The following is a 20554-nucleotide window of genomic DNA, read 5'->3' as shown; positions in this document are numbered from 1 at the left end:
CGTGCATTTGCCCCGAACTGCCCTCGCCCTTGCTGCCGTCTTACTGACAAACGCACCTTCCCAGGCCCAGATCGCGGCCTTCGAGCCAGACACATATGGCAAGTCCAATCTGTCCGTCCGCCAGAGCACCGGAGATGCCGCCGCGTTCATTGCCGCCAGCGAAGGCGGTGCATTCGAGCCAATCGTGGAATTGTCACCAAACGACCAGATGGCGCTGCTCGCACGGCCGGTCGGCCGGGTGGATATCCTGATGCGCGATCCCAAGACGGGCGACATGCTGGCCAATACCTGCACCGGTTCCTTGCTCGGGGGCGGACTCCTGATCACAAACCACCACTGCCTGCCCCAGGACGGGGGGCATGAGATCGTCAAGGCCTCGATCCTGATGGGCTACAACTCCCTGGATGGGGCCGGCGCCGAGCGTTTCGCGATGGAACCCGCTCCGGTCGAGTGGAGCGCGAAGCTGGACTTTGCAATCGCCCGCGTTGATCCCGCCGCCGAGGAACGCTGGGGGCACGTTGCTCTGGGGCCTCTGGTCAAGGGGGCGAGCCCGGCGAGGGTCGTCCTGCACCATCCGCTAGGCCGCCCCAAGGTGATGAGCCGTTTCCGCTGTTTTGTCTTCAACGACCGTGGAGCCCCACCCATCGTTGCCCACCGCTGTGACACGCTTCCCGGATCGTCCGGATCCTTGCTGTTCGACAACCGGGGCATCGCCGTGGCCCTGCACCGGGCAGGCGGGCTCAAAGCCTCTGATCCGACGAGCTTCAATATGGCCATCGACATGGACACCATTCTCAAGGCGAGCCGGGTGTTGTCCAAAACCCCCGCCTCGCTCGCAGCAGCGCAAACTGGCCATACAGCCGCATCACAAAAGAACCAGGCAGGCAGCGCTGACGCCTCCACCAGCGAAACCACCCGTCCCGCAGATGGAAGAGACGCAAGCCAGTCTCTCTCCACCGAGCAGATGAACAACATCTTGAGCGGCAACTAAGCGGATCTCACACAATTTCCGCTCTGACTTTCGCCTGTTCCCGATGAGGGCGCAATCAGGCCCTGAAAAGGAGAAACGAGATGAACAGAAAAGATTGGCTCTTATCCATTCCTGCCGCCCTGCTGTGCCTGTCGCTTGGCGCGCCTGCAGGGGCGCAGTCGCCTTTGAACGAAGCGGCTCCCGGCCTCGAAGACGGGCAGCCTGCTGCGGCAGCCCCTGCCACACAGCCAGGGAACGCAGCGGACACCGGGACCGAGGCCGGGCCGGCCTCCGGATCAGAAGTGAATTATGGCAAGACGGATGTCCCGGCGACCAGCATTGTCCGGGAACTTGCCCCCATGGCGGGAGGCAACCCGGGCGCACCACGCCAGGTGAAGACGCCGCGTGGCACCGTGACGATCGACGCGGCCCGCTCCATCGATCTCACGGTGTTTTTTGCCTTTGACAGTGACCGTCTGCTGCCGGAGGCCCGGACACAACTTAACGCCCTTGGCGTTGCCTTGAACGACCCGGCCCTGCGGCCGCATTCCTTCCTGATTGCCGGTCATACCGATGCAAAAGGGTCCCGCAGCTACAATCTCGACCTGTCCGGCCGGCGTGCCCTGGCCGTCGCCAGCTATCTGATCCGCTACCACCGTATTGCACCAGGGCGGCTCGCCGCCCATGGCTGGGGCGAAGCCCGGCTGAAACTGCCCTCCGACCCGCTGTCGGGCGTGAACCGCCGCGTGGAAGTTTCGTTGCTGCTTCCGGGCCGGAGCGACGTGACCGCACCGCTAGGAGACTGGCATCACAGCGCCCCCAGGGGCGACCTCCGGCGGGTGACCTGGATCCCGTTCATGGAGACCCCGATCCGCCAGACACGGCACTATCACGAATTGAGCGATCCCCGCTGGTGGCTGTCCTCCGGCGCGCTGGACGACTTCAACGCGGCCCCAACCCGGGCTGACGATTGACCCATTTGAACATAAGGAGTTTTTGAAATGCTCAGAACCTTTTCCCTTCTCGCCGGTCTCAGCGCCGCCCTGCTCGCCCCTGTTTTCCAGGCCTCCGCAGCCGAAACCCAGCCTCTCAACATTCTCATCATGGGAGAAGATGCAGACAAGGACAGCGTTCCGCGTGGCAACCGCGTCTTCAACCGTGTCATTTCAGCAATGAACGAGGAGCTGAATGTGAAAGGCTATCAGGTCTTCGACGAGACTGCGGTTGCGATGAACATCAACAAGGCCCACCGTGTCCGCCGCCGCGACAGTGAGCTGATCGATGTGGCCCGCGCGGTTCAGGCGCCCCCGCTTGATGTAATCGCGGTTTTCACCATCTATGCGTCGGTGCGAGAAGCCGCATATGCGGACATCAAAAGACCGAATGTACGCATTCCAGGCCGGCTGCTGAATGTGCGGACCGGGCAGCAAATCGGCTCCTTCGAGGTTTCCGGTCTCGAACTGCCCCCGCTGCCGGTGGAATGCCAACGCGAATGCTTGCTGGAAGAAGTGGGTAAAAACGCCGCGACACTCGGAGCAGAACTGGCCGATGCGCTCAGCCTGAAGCTTGCCGGGTTCACCACAGCACCGGCGCCGAACGCGTTGACAAGCCCCTCTGGCGCGAGCACGGCCGCCGCCACTGGCGATGGCTGCGGATCGCTGCCGACAGCCTATGTGATCCGCTTTGACGGTTTCGAGACAGAAGAAGTGACCGCGCTTGAGGAATACATCAACTCCTTCGCCTGTGTGGAAAGCGCCCGTGCGGTCCGCGCTTCGGGCCGCACGGCCGAGTATTGGTATGAAACCCGGTCGGATTCCTCGCGGCTGAACCGCAATCTTCGGCTGACGCTCGAGCATATGGGGGTTGAAGGGCAACTGAAATTTGCCGGCAACACCTTCGTGCTGGTCAAAGTCGCCACCCGCTGACCGGAACCAGAGGTTCCAGACTCATTGATCTCCCGGTGGCGCAGCTCCAGAGGCCGTGCCACCGGAAGCTTTGGGCCCGCTGCGAAGGCATGACGGGCCACTTGCAACGGCACCTGCGGCCTCTGCCCATCCCGCGCAGCGCGCAGCCTGTTCTTCCCCCAATCTTAAACAACTGCCCTGCCCCGAGGCCCCATAGCGTTGCGGAAACCGGTGCACAAAAAAAGAGGCCGCACTCAAATGAGGCGGCCCGAGTCTAGGGAGGAAACGCCCAAGGAGGGCGGCGCGATAACATATCGCACTGCAATAAAGTCGCATCGCACCGCACAAAGGTCAAGCAGGAAACAGAGAATATCCTGTATAAACTATGAGCAATTTATGCCGTTTTGCCGATTCAATTTTCAGCAGAAAGGGTTATACAAGCAGCAGACCGGTTGTCTTGAGACGCTTACAGGCATTCCACTAAAGGAAATTCCGATGACAGAGCCCGTTTACAGCTCGAACATGTTTGCCCCCTTTCTGGACCGGCTTGCAGATGCTTCCACAAAGGCGATCATGCCTCATTTCAGGCAGGCCTTTGCCATCGACAACAAGCTGGATCAGGGCTTCGATCCGGTCACCATCGCGGACCGGGACGGGGAAACCGCCATGCGGACCCTGATCAACAGCACCTATCCCGATCACGGCATCCTGGGGGAAGAGCATGGGCCGGAAAACCTGAGCGCAGATCATGTCTGGGTACTGGATCCGGTGGACGGAACCCGGGCCTTTATCACGGGACTGCCCACTTGGGGCACTCTGATTGGCCTGCGAAGTGGCAGTGTACCAAGTCTTGGCATGATGGTGCAGCCCTATGTCAATGAACGCTTTGCCGGAGACGGCAAAACAGCCTGGTACCGGGGCCCGCTTGGCGACAAAACCCTCACAACCCGGCCCTGCAGCCGCCTGGAAGACGCGACGCTGTTCACCACGACACCCGCTCTTTTTTCTGAAAAAGAACGCAGTGCCTATGACAAGGTGGAAGCCACAGCCCGCCTCGCCCGCTACGGCACGGATTGTTATGCCTATTGCATGGTGGCGGCCGGGCACGGGGACGCGGTGATTGAATCCGGCCTGCAGGCCTATGACATTGTTGCCCTGGTGCCGATTGTGGAAGGCGCCGGCGGCGTGGTCACCACATGGACCGGCGGGTCGCCCGCAGACGGCGGTCAGATCCTGGCGTCCGGAGACCCGCGCCTGCATGACCTTCTGCTGAGCGAGCTTGCCAAAGCCACCTGATCTCTCGATGTCGTTTGGTGCCTGCCTCTGCCGCTCAAGGCCAAACAGCCTTGCCTTTTGCCGCGATCTCTTTGAGGTCAAACAGCGAATGGCTCCGCGTCAGACTTCCATTCTCGCCGGATCTTCTTCCGCCTCAAAACCGGGAATGAAAGCATCAAAAGCAGCCCAGAACTGATCCCGGAACACATCGCGTTCCATCATCAGTTCATGGGCCGCCCCGGCAATTTCCAGATAGGCCGCCGCCCGGGTTCTTGACACAAATTCCTCAATCGCCGGGCTGGAGACGATCCGGTCCTCACCGGCGGCCAGCAACAGGCAGGGCAGTTTGACCGACGGCCCAAAACCCCGCTGGCGCAGAGCGGTCATGGTGCGGGCCGCCGCATTGAGCCAGCCAACCGTTGGCGCGCCGATCCCAAGCTCTGGCGCCTGCTCCAGCACCTTGCTGAACCGCTCAAACCGGACCTTGTCCGAGGTCTGCCGGTTGCCCTTGAACGGCAGGAGCACCTTGCTGTTGCCGCCGGGCACAAACAGGCGGCCCAGCCCGGCAAGGGACAGGGCCCGGGCCAGGGGAAAGCCGACTTTTTCCAGAAAAACCGATGTTTTGGGCTGCTGCGCTTTCAGCCGCACCTTGCCGAGCCAGCCAAGTGTGAGCTTGCGCAGGAGCCAGCACAGCCCCCCGGCAAGGTCCAGGGTCCAGGCCCCTGACGGCAGACCCAGAAGCGGTGCGGTGATCACAGCCCGGTCCAGCATGGTACGCAGGCGCTGGGCATCCGACAGCAGTACAAGGCCGCCGGTGGAATGGGCCAGGGCAAAATGCGGCCCCGGATAGGTCGCAAGAGACACCTCTTTCAGCACCGTGCGCAGATCCAGCCGGAATTTCCGGAAATTCGACACATGGCCGCGTTTCGGATTGCGTGTGAGCCGCTGGGAGCCGCCCTGCCCGCGCCAGTCAAATGTGACCACATCAAAGCCGCGCTGGCGCAGGTCCGTGACCACTTCAAAGTATTTTTCGATAAATTCGGCGCGCCCCTGAAGCAGCGTGACCGCCCCCCGCCGGGGATGGCCAAGCGCGGGCCAATGGGCGTAGCGGATCCGGATTTTGTCCACGGTTGTGACAAACCCTGACTGCGCCCCGTCCGGCACCGGATTTTCGGGATGATCGAACAGTTTCATGGGAAAAAGTGATAGCGGGCTTCGCCCGGCCCCACAACAAGCTTTCAGGCCAGCCCTGAGGAAGGACTGGCCTTGAAACCCTTATCCACCGGCAAAGCGGTTACCAGCGCGGCTGCCAGTATCCACGGCCGCCAACCGGGTGGCTGCGCACGATACGGGCATTTCGGGAATCAACTACCAGCCGCACAGGCATGCCGCGCCAGCCAATGGCCTTGACGATAAACATCGGGCCGCGCCGGTCCACAATCTTGATCCGGTGAAAACCGCGATGGCGCAGGCTGCGGCGAATCTGACGCGGGCCCATATGGGCATGGTGGCCATGCCAGCCCGGACCACCCCAATGGCCACCCCCATGCCCACCCCCATGCCCACCTCTGGGGCCGCCGCGATGACCGTCAAAATGCTGGCCGCGATGCCCGCCCCGGCGGCCGTCATGACCATGTCCATGGCGGTGCGGCCGGTCGCGGTCATGCACCTTGACGACGGGCGGCTGCGACGCTTTTTCCTGGAGCGCGGGGGCTGCTTGCGGGCCACTCAGCTGCGCAGCCCCTGAAAGCGGTGCGGCAGCCGCCGTATGGGCAAGGCCGAGCGAGGCGGCAAGAACCGCGGCTGCAATCGGAGCGGACAGTCGGGACAAAAAAGCGGGCATGGAACATCTCCTGATCCTGGGAACGTCTTGGGAACTCTTTGAACCGCCAGCGCCGGGCCGACGGTGAGTGCAAGATGCGCCGCGCCGCTTGAACCGGACCGGAAGGCTCCATTCATCTACCGTTCATCTGCACAAGACCGGCCAGGTTCCGGGCCTCTTGAAATCAATTCCCGCAATGCCCACCTCAGTTTTGCAGGCGCCGCTATGGGTCTGCGAAAACCTTCTGTCCCGCCACATTGGGGGACAGGAAACCGATGAAAACAGTCGTGAAGTATCTGTTGCTCACAGGAGGACACTTAAATGCGTCACTTGGATTTCTCCCCCCTTTACCGGTCTACCGTCGGGTTCGACCGCCTCTTCTCCATGCTGGATGCCGCCGGAAACGACGCTCCCAGCTATCCGCCCTATAATATTGAGCGCACCGGCGAAAACGCCTACCGCATCACCATGGCCGTGGCCGGGTTCACCGATGAGGAACTCTCGGTGGAAGCCAAGGAACATGTTCTGACCATCAAGGGTGAGAAGTCGGAAGAAGACAGCGACCGCGAGGTGCTCTACCGGGGCATTGCCTCGCGCACTTTCGAACGCCGGTTCCAGATTGCCGAACATGTGCGCGTTGACGGGGCACTGCTCCAGAACGGCCTGCTCCATGTGGACCTTGTGCGCGAGCTTCCCGAAGCGATGAAGCCGCGCAAGATCGAGATCACGTCTGGAACTGCAACCCGGCAGATCGAATCTCAGGCGCACTAAGCCGTTTCGAAAGACATAACAATGTTCATCTGAACGTTGTTATGTGATGATTGCGCGGCTGGCATATCGCCAGCCGCGCTTTTCTCAAAAGAAACACCTCACGCGGCTCGCCCCGAAGGTGACACGCGGCTGAGTAGGAAGTCCTGTTTCAAACCTTCCCTCAGACAGACACGCTCTCTCATCTTGAGAAAACGGAGCGCGGCAGTCTCATGACACGCCACAAGCCGCCGGTTCCCCGTGTCCTCACGCATTCGCGCCGAATGCAGTCAAAAAGGCCGTCACATCCTCATCCGTAGTGGCAAAGCTTGTAACCATGCGGAAGCAGATCTCGTCTGGCTGCACGGCATGGTCCGGCTCCAGGTTCTTGGCAGGCCATTCATATATCTTGGCACCTGCGGCCGTGAGCCTTTCGAACAGCTCCCGTTTGACAATCGGAAACACTTCGTTCGCTTCCACTGGCCAGGCCGTGCGCCCGCCTCCAGACCGGATGCCCTCCGCCAGCTTCTGTGCCATTCTATTGGCATGGCTTGCCGTGGCCAGCCAGGCGTCATCGTCGAAATAGCCCTCCAGCTGCGCGGAGACAAAGCGGCTTTTGGAAAACAAATGCCCGGCCCGTTTGCGGAAATATTCAAACCCCTTGGCCACGTCCAGATCAAAGAAAACAACGGCCTCGGCGCACCAGCAACCATTCTTGGTCGCGCCGAAGGAGAGCACATCCACCCCCGTCTTCCAGGTCATCTCCGCCGGTGTGCAGCCCAGTGTGACCAGGGCATTGGCAAAGCGGGCACCATCCATATGAAGCGGAACGGACCGGGAGCTGGCCGCATCCTTGAGCGCTGCAATTTCCTCCAGCGTATAGACCGTGCCGCTTTCGGTGGCCTGGCTGATGGAAACCGAGGCCACCTGACCATGATGCACCACCCCGTCCGGAAAGGCGGACATGGCCTCCGATAGCGCCTCAGCGGTCATTTTCCCGCCAGGGCCTGCAACACTTACCAGTTTGTTGCCGGAGGTCATGAATTCAGGGCAATTGCACTCATCCACCTGAATATGGCTGTCCGAATGGCAGAAAACCGCCCCACCCGGCTTGGCCAGCGCAGCCAACGCCAGCGCATTGGCCGCCGTGCCTGTGGCCACGTAGAAGACGGCGACCTGCCGCTCGAATATCTCGTTGAACCGCTGATGGATACGGTCGGTGGGCGGGTCGATGCCATAAGACGGCTCGAACCCGGAATTGTGGCGGGCCAGCGCCGACATCACCGCCGGAGCTGCACCCGCCCAGTTGTCGCTGGCAAAGTTCATGGTTCCGGTTTAAGCACCCTGGCTTTCACCCGGCAACCGGATTTTCAGGACTTGGCCACGTTTCACCCGCGTGCCTAGTAGTAGAGTTCCCGCTGCCGGTAGTAACGCCCCAGGAGAAAGTCCAGGGAAATCACCCCGGGCCCTTTCAGAGCCGGGACGAGCAGCAGGAAGATCCAAAGCAGGCGGTCATCGGCAATGATCGCATAAGGCTGGCCGTCAAACAGCGCCCCGATGGTTTTGGCATCCGCCCCGTGTCCGTAAACATCCACGTAACTCATAACAATGATGAAGACGATCATGCCAAGGCTGGCGAACCGGGTGAACAGGCCCAGCACCACCATCACCGGCAAGATAAATTCTCCCCAGGTCCCGGCCAGAACCATCAGACCATAGGGAAAGAAAGGCAGCTGGCTCGGATCGTAGCTGACCTGCTCCATGAGCTTGGGCAACATCTGGGCATAGGCCCCGGCCGTTGGGGAAAAGAGGTTCATGAAATCGCCGCCGATTTTCGTCAGGGCCGAGTTCCAAAAAAACTGAAACAGCACGGCCGCAAAAATGAAGCGTGCGGCAAATCCCATCAGCCAGCCATTGGTCAGCCGTTCCAGCGTGCCGAACACCGCCGTATACAACCGCACAAAAAAACCCGCGAGTGCGCCCATGAAATACCCCTTCCCTTGTCCATGTCAGGACCCCGGCCATCTTGGCTCAGTCAAATAAAAGGCCCTTGAAAACACCTTTTGAAAGACAATCCGACAGACAGCCGGACAGTGAAAACGTGGCCGTGTGTGCCACCGCCTGCGTTGCGGCCTCGCCAAGCATGGCGCCTTCCAGCAGCGCCGTCACGAAAAGACCGCCCCCGGGAGGCAGAAGATGCAGACCCACCTCCAGATCCGGACGTGTGACCAGAACCGATTGGGGCCGGTCCAGATCTGGCACAGATGCGTCTTCCGGCGCAAACCGGTTCGCCCGCGCCAGATCGAGAACCGGCCAGGGCGACACGACCACCGCAGTGGCCGGATGGGCGGCGAAACGGACGCCGCCAAGCCGGGCCGGATCCACCTGCCCCAACACTGCCGGATCCAGCGGCGCGGCATCTGCCGCATGATAAGACTGCAGCCACGCCCATTCCAGCCGGGCGACATCGGCCAAATATGGATAGGCCTTGAGCGGCTCAAAGCCGTCGATGAACGCCGCGAAGTCCTGACCGTACCAGATCAAAACCGGGGAAGCGGGCGGATGTTGGGCAATAAAGGCGCGCGCCAGCGCGTTGAAATAGTCTTCGCCCAGGAGAGAGGACAGGGCGGGAAATGTCTGCCGGAGCGCTTCACACAGGGAAACGATGACGTTGTTGCGGTAGATATTGAACCGCTTGGGCGCAGGCGCCCCATCCGGGCCTGTCAGGCCGGCCGGGGGGGCCGCCTGCGGGTCCCACAGGGCCGCCCCAAAAGCCTTGGCTCCGACACTACGGCTCCGTCCGGCTGCACCCATGTCAGACCACCCGTTGCAAAGAAGGGTGTCCGGCCCGGGTCAGCAGCCGGTCGGCGGCCTGCACTTCGGCCTGCAAAACCGGCCAGGCGGGCACGTCATTGTCCCACTCGATCAGGGTCGGCAGCGCCCCGGTTTTCTGAAGCACTGTGTCATAAAGCGCCCAGACGGCCGCATCCACTTCCCGGTCATGGGCATCGATCAGCAGCGGACGGCCCTGATCATCCGTGTCTGGCGCATGGCCACCCAGATGGATCTCCTCGATCAGTGACAGCGGAAAGGCCGCCAGATAGTTCAGCGCCGACTGCTGGTGGTTGGTACACGAGACATGGACGTTGTTGACATCCAGAAGCAGGCCGCAGCCGGTGCGCCCGGCCACCTCGCCCAGAAACGCCAGTTCGCTCATGGTGCTTTGTTCAAACGCCACATAGGTGGACGGGTTTTCCAGAAGCATCCGGCGCCCGAGCGTTTCCTGAACCTCGTCAATATGGTCACAGACCCGGTCAAGCGCTGCCTTGTCATAGGGAACCGGCAGAAGATCATTGAAATAGGTGGTGTCATGGGTGGACCAGGCCAGATGTTCTGAAAACAGGCCCGGCTCGTAGCGCCGGTTGAGCGCGGCCAGCCGCTGCAGATGGTCCTTGTCCAGTGGACCTTCCCCGCCAATGGAAAGGCCAACCCCGTGAAGAGACAGGGGATAGTCGGCCCGCACCGCTTCAAGCTGGCGGTGAGGCACACCGCCCGCGCCCATGTAATTTTCCGCGTGAATTTCGAAAAAACCGATCCGGGCCCGGCTGTCGAGAATCGCGCCAACATGCTCCGCCTTCAACCCGGCTCCGGCCCGGGCCGGAATGGCGGCGGCAACACGCTGGCGGGACGGGTCAGATCGCTGATCAGACATGGCTGTCTCCCTGGCTAGGGACGCAGAGGGCAAGAACGGAAAAGACACGGGCAGGCGGTCACTGTCCGCCGGCCCATACTCGCATCCCGGACGCTTGCCGGGCGGGCCCTGGTCAGGCTTTCGGCAGGTCGCGCTGCAATTCGGTCAAAGACCCCGTGCGCCCATCGGGAAGTTTCATGGTGGTGCAGGTGCCTTTGGGCACAAGCGTCCAGGCATTGCCCTGATAGTCAACGGTGGAGGTTCCGGCACAGGTGGTGCCCGGCCCGGCCTTGCAATCGTTCTTGCCCTTCAGGGATACGCCGTAGCATTTTTCCTTTGCCTGCGCCTGTGCAGGGCTGGTTGTGGCAAGACCGGCCACCGCAGTGGCAACAGCACCGGCAACGATTGCCGCAGACATAGCCTTGTGTTTCATTTCAGTCTCCTCTCATGAATAAAATCAATGTCTGCCTGCACAGTCCTGATCCCGTACGGGCACAAAAGTTACATGAGCCTATCGAGCTTCAATGGGAAATCAAAGGCCTGTGACCAATTTGCGAGCACATCGGACCAGAATTCCGCCGACGAAATATTCTTGCCAAAAACACGCTTGAATCGACCTTTCGAGATAATTGGCACAAGCAACATGAAACAATTATAATGAGGCAACGCAGAAAGACCCTTGCCCCTGGCGGGGAAATCTGTCATGTTCCGACCGCCTAGAATAGGACAGGTATACTGTCCCAATTACGGGGGTGCTGGTGGGGAGAGCCGGACACCGCCAAACAAACGGCGATCAGACCAAGCGGTCGACGGATCCGGGGAGGATTCGCTGACACGACGGAACACATCAGTTTCGGCAGCGGTCAGTCCGCTGCGGCGATGTGGTGGTTTGTTTTCATGAACCGCCGCGGTAAATACAACGACAGAGCCGGGGCAGGAAAGCCAGGGTTCGCCGAGCCGCATTCTTGATGGAATGCGACCCGAACGGAACCCGACGCTTCAAGCCACGGCAACACTGGGCTTAACAGTGAGGGCGCACATGACGAGAGACGAGCTGACGACCAGCACAGCCATGCAGGCAGGCGGCGGGCAACACACGGGAACCGCACCCAAGACACTTGCCGAACGACTGGGCACGGCCGCCGAAAAAGGGCTCTATGATCCGTCACGCGAACACGATGCCTGCGGTGTTGGCTTTGTGGCCCATATGAAGGGTGAAAAATCTCACAAGATTGTGGCCGATGGCCTTCAGGTGCTGGAAAACCTGACCCATCGCGGCGCCGTTGGCGCGGACCCGCTGATGGGCGATGGCGCCGGCATGCTGGTGCAGATCCCGCACCGGTTCTTTGCCGAAGAAATGGACCAGGCCGGAACGCCCCTGCCCGAGGTGGGCCAATATGGCGTCGGTTTTCTGTTTCTGCCCCAGGATGACACCTTGCGCGCAACATGCGAAGAGATCGTGGAACGGGTGATCAAGGCCGAAGGTGAAGACCTGATCGGCTGGCGCACCGTTCCGGTCGACAATGCGTCCCTGTCCAAGGCCCCCGACATTGCGGCCACCGAACCGGTGTCCCGCCAGGTCTTCATCAAGCGCAAGAGCTGTGAAGACCCCGATGCGTTCGAGCGCCGTCTTTATGTGCTGCGCAAGGTGATTTCCAACACGGTGCGCGCAGAGACCGATGCGGTCGAGAAGGGCTTTTACATCGTCTCCCTGTCAAGCCGCACGCTGGTTTACAAGGGCATGTTCCTGGCCTATCAGCTGGGCGCCTATTATGCCGACCTGAAAGATGAGCGTTTCACTTCCGCTCTTGCGCTGGTGCACCAGCGTTTTTCCACCAACACCTTCCCCTCCTGGGACCTGTCTCATCCCTACCGGATGGTGGCCCATAACGGGGAAATCAACACCCTGCGCGGCAATGTGAACTGGATGGCCGCCCGTCAGGCCTCCGTTTCCTCCGCGCTTCTGGGCGACGACATTTCCAAACTCTGGCCGATTTCCTATGAAGGCCAGTCGGACACGGCCTGTTTCGACAATGCCCTGGAATTCCTGGTCATGGGCGGCTACTCGCTGGCCCATGCCGCCATGATGCTCATCCCGGAGGCCTGGGCAGGCAATCCGCTGATGGATGAAAACCGCCGCGCCTTTTACGAATACCACGCGGCTCTGATGGAGCCGTGGGACGGCCCCGCTGCCGTTGCCTTCACCGACGGGCGCCAGATCGGCGCAACGCTGGACCGCAACGGCCTGCGCCCAGCCCGCTACATTGTGACCGACGACAATTTTGTCATCATGTCCTCCGAAGTCGGTGTCCTGCCGGTAGCCGAAGAGCGCATTGTCCAGAAATGGCGGCTGCAGCCGGGCAAGATGCTGCTGATCGATCTGGAGGAAGGCCGCATCGTCTCCGACGATGAAATCAAGCGCCAGCTGTCAACTGCCAATCCTTACAAGGACTGGCTGCACCGCAGCCAGATCGTGCTGGAAGACCTGCCGGGCGTGCGCCAGCGTGCGCCTGTAGCGGGGGAAAGCCTGCTCGACCGCCAGCAGGCCTTTGGCTACACTCAGGAAGACATCAAGCTTCTCATGATCCCGATGGCCACCGTCGGCCAGGAAGCAATCGGTTCCATGGGCACCGACACGCCGATTTCCGCGCTGTCCGACAAGTCGAAGCTGCTCTACACCTATTTCAAGCAGAACTTTGCCCAGGTCACCAACCCGCCGATCGATCCGATCCGGGAAGAGCTGGTGATGAGCCTGGTCTCCTTCATCGGCCCGCGCCCGAATATTTTCGACCTGAAAGGCCTGTCCACTTCCAAACGCCTGGAAGTGCGCCAGCCGATCCTGACCAATGAGGATCTTGAGAAGATCCGGGCCATTGGCGACATTGCCGACAACCAGTTCTCCGCCAAGACGCTCGACATCACCTACAACGCCGAAAAAAGCGCCCATGGTATGGAAGGCGCGCTGGACGAATTGTGCGAACGGGCGGAAAAGGCCGTGCGCGACGGCTACAACATCATCATCCTGTCCGACCGGCTGATCAGCCGGTCCCGGATCGCGATCCCCGCACTTCTGGCGACTGCCGCCGTGCACCATCACCTGATCCGCAAGGGCCTGCGCACCTCCGTCGGCCTTGTGGTGGAAACCGGCGAAGCGCGTGAAGTGCATCACTTCTGCGTTCTGGCCGGGTATGGGGCGGAAGCCATCAACCCCTATCTGGCCTTCGAAACGCTGCTGTCCATGCATATGGAAATGGACTTCCCGGAAGAAGTGGACCAGTTCGAGGTTGTCGAGCGCTACATCAAGTCCATCGACAAGGGCATCTTGAAGGTCATGTCCAAGATGGGCATTTCGACCTACCAGTCCTATTGCGGCGCGCAGATCTTTGACGCGGTCGGCCTCGGTACGGACTTCGTGAAGAAATATTTCTTCGGCACCGCCACCATGATCGAAGGCATTGGCCTTGCGGAAGTGGCCAATGAAACGGTGCTGCGCCATTCCGAAGCCTTCGGGGACGTCGCCATCCTGCGCCGCTCGCTTGAGGTCGGCGGCGAATATGCCTACCGGACCCGGGGCGAAAGCCATATGTGGACCCCGGACTCCATCGCCCAGCTGCAGCATGCGGTGCGCTCAAATCTGCCCGAGATGTACCGGGCCTTTGCCGAGGAAGTGAACGGCAAGAGCGGGCGCTATGCGATTCGCGGTCTCTTCCGCATCAAGGGTGCTGAGGAAATCGGCTCCAGCCCGATTGCGCTGGACAAGGTGGAACCGGCGGAAAGCATCGTCAAACGCTTTGTCACCGGCGCCATGTCCTTCGGCTCGATTTCCCGCGAGGCCCATACGGCGCTCGCCGTTGCCATGAACCGGATCGGCGGCAAGTCGAACACCGGCGAAGGCGGCGAAGAGCCGGAACGGTTCAATCCACTGCCCGACGGGTCCCAGAACCCCCGGCGTTCAGCGATCAAGCAGGTCGCCTCTGGCCGCTTCGGGGTGACCACCGAGTATCTGGTCAATTCCGACATGATTCAGATCAAGGTGGCTCAGGGGGCCAAGCCCGGCGAAGGCGGGCAGCTTCCCGGCCACAAGGTCGATGCGGTCATTGCCAAGGTCCGCCATTCCACGCCGGGGGTTGGCCTGATCTCGCCGCCGCCGCACCATGACATCTATTCCATCGAGGATCTGGCTCAGCTCATTTATGACCTGAAAAACGTCAATCCGGCTGCGGACATTTCCGTCAAGCTTGTCTCCGAAGTCGGGGTTGGCACCGTGGCGGCCGGGGTGGCCAAGGCCCGCGCGGACCACATCACCGTGTCTGGCTATGACGGCGGCACCGGCGCCTCCCCGCTGACCTCGATCAAACATGCGGGCAGTCCGTGGGAAATCGGCCTTGCGGAAACCCAGCAGACGCTGGTGCTCAACGGCTTGCGTTCGCGCGTCGCACTTCAGGTCGATGGTGGCCTGCGCACGGGCCGGGACGTGATTGTCGGCGCGCTTCTGGGCGCCGATGAATTCGGCTTCTCCACCGCACCGCTGATCGCGGCCGGCTGCCTGATGATGCGCAAGTGCCACCTGAACACCTGCCCGGTCGGCATTGCCACCCAAGACCCGGTTCTGCGCAAGCGCTTCAAGGGCACGCCCGAACATGTGATCAACTACTTCTTCTATGTCGCTGAGGAAGTGCGGGAGATCATGGCCGGGCTCGGGGTGGAAAAACTGGACGACCTGATCGGCCGGTCCGACTATCTCGACAAGAATGCGGCCATTGAGCACTGGAAAGCCCAGGGTCTCGACTTCACGCGGATCTTCTTCCAGCCGGACGCCGCGCCGGAAGCCACCCGCTGGACCGAGACCCAGGACCACCCGATTGACGACATTCTCGACCGCCGCCTGATTGCCGCCGCCAAACCGGCCCTTGAGACCAAGGAACCGACGGTGATCGAGGAGACGATCTGTTCCGTCGACCGGTCTGTCGGCGCCATGCTCTCCGGCGAGATTGCCAAACGCTATGGCAGCAAGGGTCTCAAAAAGCCCGACACGCTGACAATCAATCTGAAGGGCACCGCCGGTCAGGCCTTTGGTGCCTTCGTCTCCCGCGGCGTGACCATCAATCTGGTCGGCGATGCAAATGACTATGTCGGCAAGGGCCTTGCCGGTGGCAAGCTCATTGTGCGGCCACCGGATAACACCCGGATTGTTGCTGAAAACTCCATTATTGTCGGCAACACGGTGCTCTACGGCGCGACCGAGGGGGAATGTTATTTCCGCGGCGTGGCCGGGGAACGCTTCGCCGTCCGCAACTCCGGCGCCATTGCCGTTGTGGAAGGAGTAGGCGACCATGGCTGCGAATACATGACCGGCGGGGTCGTCGTGGTGATCGGCCAGACTGGCCGGAACTTCGCGGCCGGCATGTCCGGCGGCATTGCCTATGTTCTTGATGAGGACGGCACGTTCGGCTCCCGCTGCAACCTGGCCATGGTCGATCTGGAACCGGTGACGGAAGAGGACGACCTTCTGGAAAAGCTGCACCACCATGGCGGCGACATCGAGCACAAGGGCCGCGTCGACCTTTCCTCCGACATGACCCGCCATGACGATGAGCGCCTGCGCCAGATGCTGGCCAAGCATTTGGAACTGACCGGCTCTGCGAAAGCGCAGGCCATTTTGGACGACTGGACCAGTTTCCGGCCGAAATTCGTCAAGGTCATGCCGGTTGAATACCGCCGCGCGCTGCGGGAAATGGAAGAGCAGCGCCTGGGCATGGTCGCCGCCGAATAGGGCCAACAACACAAAAGGCTCTCGGCCGCAGCGCGCGGCCGATTGCAGCCGACTTGAGGACGCACACAGTTGAGGAGGTCACCTTGGGCAAGGTAACCGGTTTTTTGGAAATCGACCGTCAGGAACAGAAGTATCAGCCGGCTTCTGACCGCATCCGCCATTTCCGCGAATTCACCATTCCGCTGAATGAGCAGGAAGTCGCCAACCAGGCGGCCCGCTGCATGGATTGCGGCATCCCATTCTGCCATGGACCGACCGGATGTCCGGTCAACAACCAGATCCCGGACTGGAACGATCTGGTCTATCAGGGCGACTGGGACATTGCCCTGCGCAACCTGCATTCCACCAACAACTTCCCCGAATTCACCGGCCGCATCTGCCCGGCGCCCTGTGAAGAAGCCTGCACGCTGAACCTGGAAGACATTCCCGTCAATATCAAAACCGTGGAACAGGCCATTGCCGACAAGGGCTGGGAAGAAGGCTGGATCGTGCCCGAACCCGCAGCCAGCAAGACCGGCAAGGCGGTTGCGATCATCGGTTCGGGCCCGGCTGGCATGGCCGCCGCCCAACAGCTCGCCCGGGCGGGCCACACGGTGCATGTCTATGAGCGCGAGGCCAAGGCCGGCGGCCTGCTGCGCTACGGTATTCCCGATTTCAAGATGGAAAAACACTATATCGACCGGCGCGTCGCCCAGATGGAAGCCGAAGGTGTGACCTTCCACTATGGGGTTAATGTGGGCGTCGATACGTCGCTGGAAGAACTGGCCGAACGCCATGACGCGGTTATCCTGTGCGCCGGGGCCGAGCGCCCGCGCGATCCGGGTGTCTCGGGCATGGAACTGGAAGGCTGCCACTGGGCCATGGACTATCTCGTCCAGCAGAACCGCCGAGTCGGCGGCGAGCCGGAAGGCGACGCCCAGCCGGTCTGGGCAGGTGGCAAGCATGTGGTCGTGATCGGCGGCGGCGACACCGCGTCCGACTGTGTCGGTACCGCGTTCCGCCAAGGGGCGCTGTCCGTTACCCAGCTGGACATCCGCCCGATCCCGCCGCTGAAGGAAGACAAGATGGCGGTCTGGCCCTATTGGCCGACCAAGTTCCGCACCTCCTCCTCACAGGCAGAAGGCGCGGAACGGGAATTTTCCGCAGCCACCCTTGGCCTTGTGGGCGAAGACGGAGTGGTCACCGGCGTAAAATGCGCCCGGGTGGACGAAAAGCGCCGCCCGATTGAAGGCACGGAGTTCATCCTGCGCGCCGATCTGGTGCTGGCGGCCATCGGCTTTTCCGGACCGCTGCTGGAAACCTATATCGCCGAAGCCGGGGACAAGCTGGAACTGGACGGGCGCACCAACGTGAAGGCCAATACGGACGACTACAAAACCAGCATGAAAAAGGTTTTTGCTGCAGGCGACGTGCGCAAAGGCCAGTCGCTGGTCGTCTGGGCCATCCGGGAAGGCCGCCAGGCCGCCCGCTCGGTAGACGAATTCCTGACCGGGTCCTCGGACCTGCCGCGGTAAGCGCCCCGCAAAAGATAAGGCGCGCTTAGAGCATCGTGCGATCAGTCTGCACCAGTTGATGCTGGAAAGCAGATCATCCGGCAAGGCGCATCGCGCAGCGCGATGCGGTGTATCGGGCAAGCGACGCAACGCTGCCGATGGGCTGCTTTCAATCACCCCAGGGGCCGGTCTGCTTTGCCCGCTGACATCGTTGGATCGAACTTGTGGTGGGAAACACCACGGCGCGCGATCCGCCTCCTCAGCAGACAAAGCAGATCCGGTCAAATGGTGCAGACTGATCGCACGATGCTCTAAGAGCCGCTGGGAACCGCACCACCCAGGGCCGATGTGCCGTCGGCCTCCATATATGGATCATCCACCCGGCCCGGCACGGGCTGAAGCGGCTCGCCCTTGACGAAAAAGCGGTAGGCGGCGCTGTCTGTATCGATTTCGCGCTGATCGTCCTCACCACCCAGCAGCAAGCCCTCAGGCGAAGTGGTCCGGCCGGTCAGCACGATGAAATTCGGGTCGTCCTCAATGCCCTCATAGGCAAGCCCGCCATATCCGCCCAAAAGCCGCAAAAGTTCCCGGTCAACAAAAAACGCCACCTTGCGGTAGCCCGGCCATGAAAAGCCGATCCGGTCCTGGGTCCGCAATCGTGTGTTCTTGCCGTCCACATCCGGGCCAAAGGAAGAGTAGCTGCCATCTTCAGCCAAAAAGATATCCCAGATATCCACATACCGGACCCGCCGGTCTTCGGACGCCGACTGGAAAATGGCATTCAGCTGGGTGAAATCCGCATTGACGCTCTTCTTGCTGGTGGGCGGCAGGCCGACCCAGACAATCGGCTTCTTCTCCTGGCGCACAACACGCACCAGCGCTTCCACCTTCTTGCGGTAGGCCGAGGTCCAGTCCTCGCTCATATATTCGATTAGCGGATCTTCCTCAAAGAGCTTGCCGAGATCCCTGCGGCCGATCATCACCACCATCGCCTTTACATCCGCGCCGCGGATCTTGGCCAGCACCTTTTCCGGCCAGTCAGGGCCCGCTTTTCCGGCAAATCCGGCCTTGTCCTCTGTCAGACGTTCCACCCGGATCTGGGGTTTGTCAGCCAGAATGTAATCGAGCCCGTCCGCGACCCCGCGCGCCATGCGGTCCCCCACCACCAGAATGGCACCGGCATCCGGGTTCTTGGGCTGGATCTGGAGCCTGGGCGGCGCCCCGGCGGCCCGGGAGGACGTGCTGCGCTTCTGGATGCTGCCCGGCGGCCGCTTCGTCTTGCGCCGTTCCTTGTTGCCAAAGAGCTTTTGCAGGGGAGCAAACGGATTGAAGCCACGCAAAAGACCATTTTGGGCAACTACAATGCCCTTGTGCGCCCCTTGTCCGCCCGCAGGCTCCTCTGCGGCGGCAGGTGCCAGCCCCGCGCCCAGAACCAGGATGCATACAGCCAAAGCCAGCGGACACGCCAGCCCGGTCCGAATCTTCCAGAAATCGGTCACAAAAAACGCAGACACGGTCACCCTACTCTCCAGGAAGGACAGATCTGCGCCTAGCTTACCCGCCCATTTTCAGATGCGCCAGCAAAACCACGGACGGATAGCCATCCGGCACAAGGCCACGTGCACTTTGATAGGCCCGTATCCCTCTGCGTGTGGCCGGACCAGCCTTGCCATCTGCAGATCCGACAGAAAAACCCTGCCGGTTCAGGAGATTTTGCAGCTCTGCGGTTTCAGACCGGTTCAGCGGCAAATAATCCCGCGACCAGTCCCCCGCCAGCGGCCCGCCGCCGATCAGACGGTCTGCCAGATGCCCGACCGCAAGCGCATAGGCGGTCGCATTGTTGTAACGCTTGATGACATAGAAATTGCGCAGCATCAGAAAGGCCGGTCCCTTTGCCCCTGCAGGTAGAACCATGATTGCCTTGTCGGAGCGGCGCGGGAATCCCTTGCCATTGGACCTGCGCACGCCGCGCTTGGCCCACTCGCCAAGGGTCATGGTCAGATCGCCATCGGCCAGATGATAATCGAACCCGGCGGGCAGCTTGACTTCATAGCCCCAGGTCTTGCCGGTCTGCCAGCCGTGCTTTTTCAGATAGTTTGCCGTGGAGGCAAGCGCATCGGGCACGGATGTCCAGATGTCCCGGCGGCCATCGCCGTTGTAATCCGCCGCATAGGCCTTCCAGCTGGACGGCATGAACTGGGTATGTCCCATTGCCCCGGCCCAGGACCCTTCCATATCCTGAAACCGCACATGGCCCGCCTGCACAATGGCGAGGGCAGTCAGAAGCTCCCGGTTCCAGAATTTCTTGCGCCTTGGCGCCGCATAGGCCAGCGTGGCCAGCGCCTGGATCACATTGTGGCGCCCCATATAGCCGCCATAATTGGTTTCCATACCCCAAATCGCCAGAACGGCTTCCCGGTCGACCCCGTAGCGGGCCTCGATCTGCGCCAGGACCGGCCCATATTTCTTGAGCAGCTCCCGGCCTTTTTCGACCCGGCTTTCAGACACCGCGCTGTCCAGATAATCCCAGATCGGCTTGACGAATTCCGACTGCTTGTTCATCAGCCGCAGGGTGTCGTCATCCGGCTTCATGCCGGTGAACACAGCGTTATAGGTGTTGGCGGAAATCCCGGCCGCCTTGGCTTTTGGCCAGAAATCACGCACGAACCGGTCAAATCCCGGATCGGCGTGGGCCGGGCACAACGTGGCTGTCAGCCCAACGGCCACGAGCAGGCCACCGGCCAGCCGTTTCAGTCCACCTGCCGGCCAGATGGTCCGGGGCATCACCACAATTGCCTTCGCAGTCCGCAGCACAAAGCTCCGCATCAGGGCCTCCTATGCCCAGGTCCGTGTTCGCTTCTGCCCCCGCCCCATGAATG

Annotated in this window: 16 protein-coding genes; 7 read left to right on the top strand and 9 right to left on the bottom strand. The window is 61.4% G+C overall.

Features of this window, described 5'->3' with window-relative positions:
• Position 1 precedes the first annotated feature (1 nt).
• From ACXAIC_RS03060 to hisN, 4 genes are all read left to right on the top strand, one after another.
• Positions 2-991, top strand: a complete 990-nt coding sequence (locus ACXAIC_RS03060) for a trypsin-like serine peptidase (RefSeq protein ID WP_475173499.1) — start codon at positions 2-4, stop codon at positions 989-991.
• An 80-nt stretch (positions 992-1071) separates the two neighbouring features.
• Positions 1072-1944, top strand: a complete 873-nt coding sequence (locus tag ACXAIC_RS03055) for an OmpA family protein (RefSeq protein WP_475173497.1) — start codon at positions 1072-1074, stop codon at positions 1942-1944.
• Between the two features lie 27 nt (positions 1945-1971).
• Positions 1972-2895: a hypothetical protein gene (locus tag ACXAIC_RS03050; protein WP_475173494.1), complete on the top strand. Its 924-nt coding sequence runs from the start codon at positions 1972-1974 to the stop codon at positions 2893-2895.
• 474 nt (positions 2896-3369) lie between these two features.
• Complete coding sequence (gene hisN / locus ACXAIC_RS03045) at positions 3370-4170, top strand: histidinol-phosphatase (protein WP_475173491.1); 801 nt, start codon at positions 3370-3372, stop codon at positions 4168-4170.
• A gap of 99 nt (positions 4171-4269) precedes the next feature.
• Here hisN and ACXAIC_RS03040 read toward each other — a convergent pair whose 3' ends face one another.
• The gene (locus ACXAIC_RS03040; RefSeq protein ID WP_475173488.1) at positions 4270-5343 is read right to left on the bottom strand and encodes an alpha/beta fold hydrolase; all 1074 of its coding nucleotides are present in this window, start codon (positions 5341-5343) and stop codon (positions 4270-4272) included.
• Positions 5344-5443: 100 nt separating this feature from the next.
• Entirely contained in the window at positions 5444-5992 is a 549-nt protein-coding gene (locus ACXAIC_RS03035; protein WP_475173487.1) for a hypothetical protein, read from the bottom strand.
• Between the two features lie 300 nt (positions 5993-6292).
• On the opposite strand from ACXAIC_RS03035, the gene ACXAIC_RS03030 reads away from it, so the two are divergent.
• Entirely contained in the window at positions 6293-6742 is a 450-nt protein-coding gene (locus tag ACXAIC_RS03030) for an Hsp20 family protein (protein WP_475173485.1), read from the top strand.
• A gap of 243 nt (positions 6743-6985) precedes the next feature.
• Here the strand turns inward: ACXAIC_RS03030 and ACXAIC_RS03025 are convergent, their stop codons facing one another.
• The 5 genes from ACXAIC_RS03025 to ACXAIC_RS03005 all read right to left on the bottom strand — a co-directional run bounded on the left by ACXAIC_RS03025 (position 6986) and on the right by ACXAIC_RS03005 (position 10842).
• Entirely contained in the window at positions 6986-8044 is a 1059-nt protein-coding gene (locus ACXAIC_RS03025; RefSeq protein ID WP_475173482.1) for a threonine aldolase family protein, read from the bottom strand.
• Between the two features lie 74 nt (positions 8045-8118).
• On the bottom strand, positions 8119-8703 hold the full coding sequence (locus ACXAIC_RS03020; RefSeq protein WP_475173479.1) for a DoxX family protein: 585 nt from the start codon (positions 8701-8703) through the stop codon (positions 8119-8121).
• A 46-nt stretch (positions 8704-8749) separates the two neighbouring features.
• Positions 8750-9532: an HvfC/BufC N-terminal domain-containing protein gene (locus ACXAIC_RS03015; protein ID WP_475173476.1), complete on the bottom strand. Its 783-nt coding sequence runs from the start codon at positions 9530-9532 to the stop codon at positions 8750-8752.
• A gap of 1 nt (position 9533) precedes the next feature.
• Positions 9534-10430 carry an MNIO family bufferin maturase gene (bufB, locus tag ACXAIC_RS03010; protein ID WP_475173474.1) on the bottom strand — a complete coding sequence of 299 codons (897 nt, stop codon included), beginning with the start codon at positions 10428-10430 and terminating at the stop codon, positions 9534-9536.
• A gap of 112 nt (positions 10431-10542) precedes the next feature.
• Complete coding sequence (locus ACXAIC_RS03005; protein WP_475173472.1) at positions 10543-10842, bottom strand: BufA1 family periplasmic bufferin-type metallophore; 300 nt, start codon at positions 10840-10842, stop codon at positions 10543-10545.
• 639 nt (positions 10843-11481) lie between these two features.
• On the opposite strand from ACXAIC_RS03005, the gene gltB reads away from it, so the two are divergent.
• Positions 11482-16182, top strand: a complete 4701-nt coding sequence (gltB, locus tag ACXAIC_RS03000; RefSeq protein WP_475173852.1) for a glutamate synthase large subunit — start codon at positions 11482-11484, stop codon at positions 16180-16182.
• 83 nt (positions 16183-16265) lie between these two features.
• The gene (locus ACXAIC_RS02995; protein ID WP_475173469.1) at positions 16266-17696 is read left to right on the top strand and encodes a glutamate synthase subunit beta; all 1431 of its coding nucleotides are present in this window, start codon (positions 16266-16268) and stop codon (positions 17694-17696) included.
• 290 nt (positions 17697-17986) lie between these two features.
• On the opposite strand, the gene ACXAIC_RS02990 is transcribed toward ACXAIC_RS02995, so the two are convergent.
• Both ACXAIC_RS02990 and ACXAIC_RS02985 read right to left on the bottom strand, forming a co-directional pair.
• The gene (locus ACXAIC_RS02990) at positions 17987-19189 is read right to left on the bottom strand and encodes an SGNH/GDSL hydrolase family protein (RefSeq protein WP_475173466.1); all 1203 of its coding nucleotides are present in this window, start codon (positions 19187-19189) and stop codon (positions 17987-17989) included.
• 40 nt (positions 19190-19229) lie between these two features.
• Entirely contained in the window at positions 19230-20459 is a 1230-nt protein-coding gene (locus ACXAIC_RS02985; protein ID WP_475173848.1) for a lytic murein transglycosylase, read from the bottom strand.
• Between the last annotated feature and the right edge of the window lie 95 nt (positions 20460-20554).

The organism is Roseibium sp. AWQ4_254 (assembly GCF_056161025.1).
The sequence above is the reverse complement of the archived record's forward strand: the minus strand, read 5'-3'. Positions and strand labels throughout refer to the sequence as shown.

Coding starts and splice junctions, on each gene's coding strand:
- ACXAIC_RS03055 (WP_475173497.1), top strand. CDS start 1,072: ATGAACAGAAAAGATTGGCTCTTATCCATTCCTGCCGCCCTGCTGTGC.
- ACXAIC_RS03050 (WP_475173494.1), top strand. CDS start 1,972: ATGCTCAGAACCTTTTCCCTTCTCGCCGGTCTCAGCGCCGCCCTGCTC.
- hisN (WP_475173491.1), top strand. CDS start 3,370: ATGACAGAGCCCGTTTACAGCTCGAACATGTTTGCCCCCTTTCTGGAC.
- ACXAIC_RS03040 (WP_475173488.1), bottom strand. CDS start 5,343: ATGAAACTGTTCGATCATCCCGAAAATCCGGTGCCGGACGGGGCGCAG.
- ACXAIC_RS03035 (WP_475173487.1), bottom strand. CDS start 5,992: ATGCCCGCTTTTTTGTCCCGACTGTCCGCTCCGATTGCAGCCGCGGTT.
- ACXAIC_RS03030 (WP_475173485.1), top strand. CDS start 6,293: ATGCGTCACTTGGATTTCTCCCCCCTTTACCGGTCTACCGTCGGGTTC.
- ACXAIC_RS03025 (WP_475173482.1), bottom strand. CDS start 8,044: ATGAACTTTGCCAGCGACAACTGGGCGGGTGCAGCTCCGGCGGTGATG.
- ACXAIC_RS03020 (WP_475173479.1), bottom strand. CDS start 8,703: ATGGGCGCACTCGCGGGTTTTTTTGTGCGGTTGTATACGGCGGTGTTC.
- ACXAIC_RS03015 (WP_475173476.1), bottom strand. CDS start 9,532: ATGGGTGCAGCCGGACGGAGCCGTAGTGTCGGAGCCAAGGCTTTTGGG.
- bufB (WP_475173474.1), bottom strand. CDS start 10,430: ATGTCTGATCAGCGATCTGACCCGTCCCGCCAGCGTGTTGCCGCCGCC.
- ACXAIC_RS03005 (WP_475173472.1), bottom strand. CDS start 10,842: ATGAAACACAAGGCTATGTCTGCGGCAATCGTTGCCGGTGCTGTTGCC.
- gltB (WP_475173852.1), top strand. CDS start 11,482: ATGCAGGCAGGCGGCGGGCAACACACGGGAACCGCACCCAAGACACTT.
- ACXAIC_RS02985 (WP_475173848.1), bottom strand. CDS start 20,459: ATGCCCCGGACCATCTGGCCGGCAGGTGGACTGAAACGGCTGGCCGGT.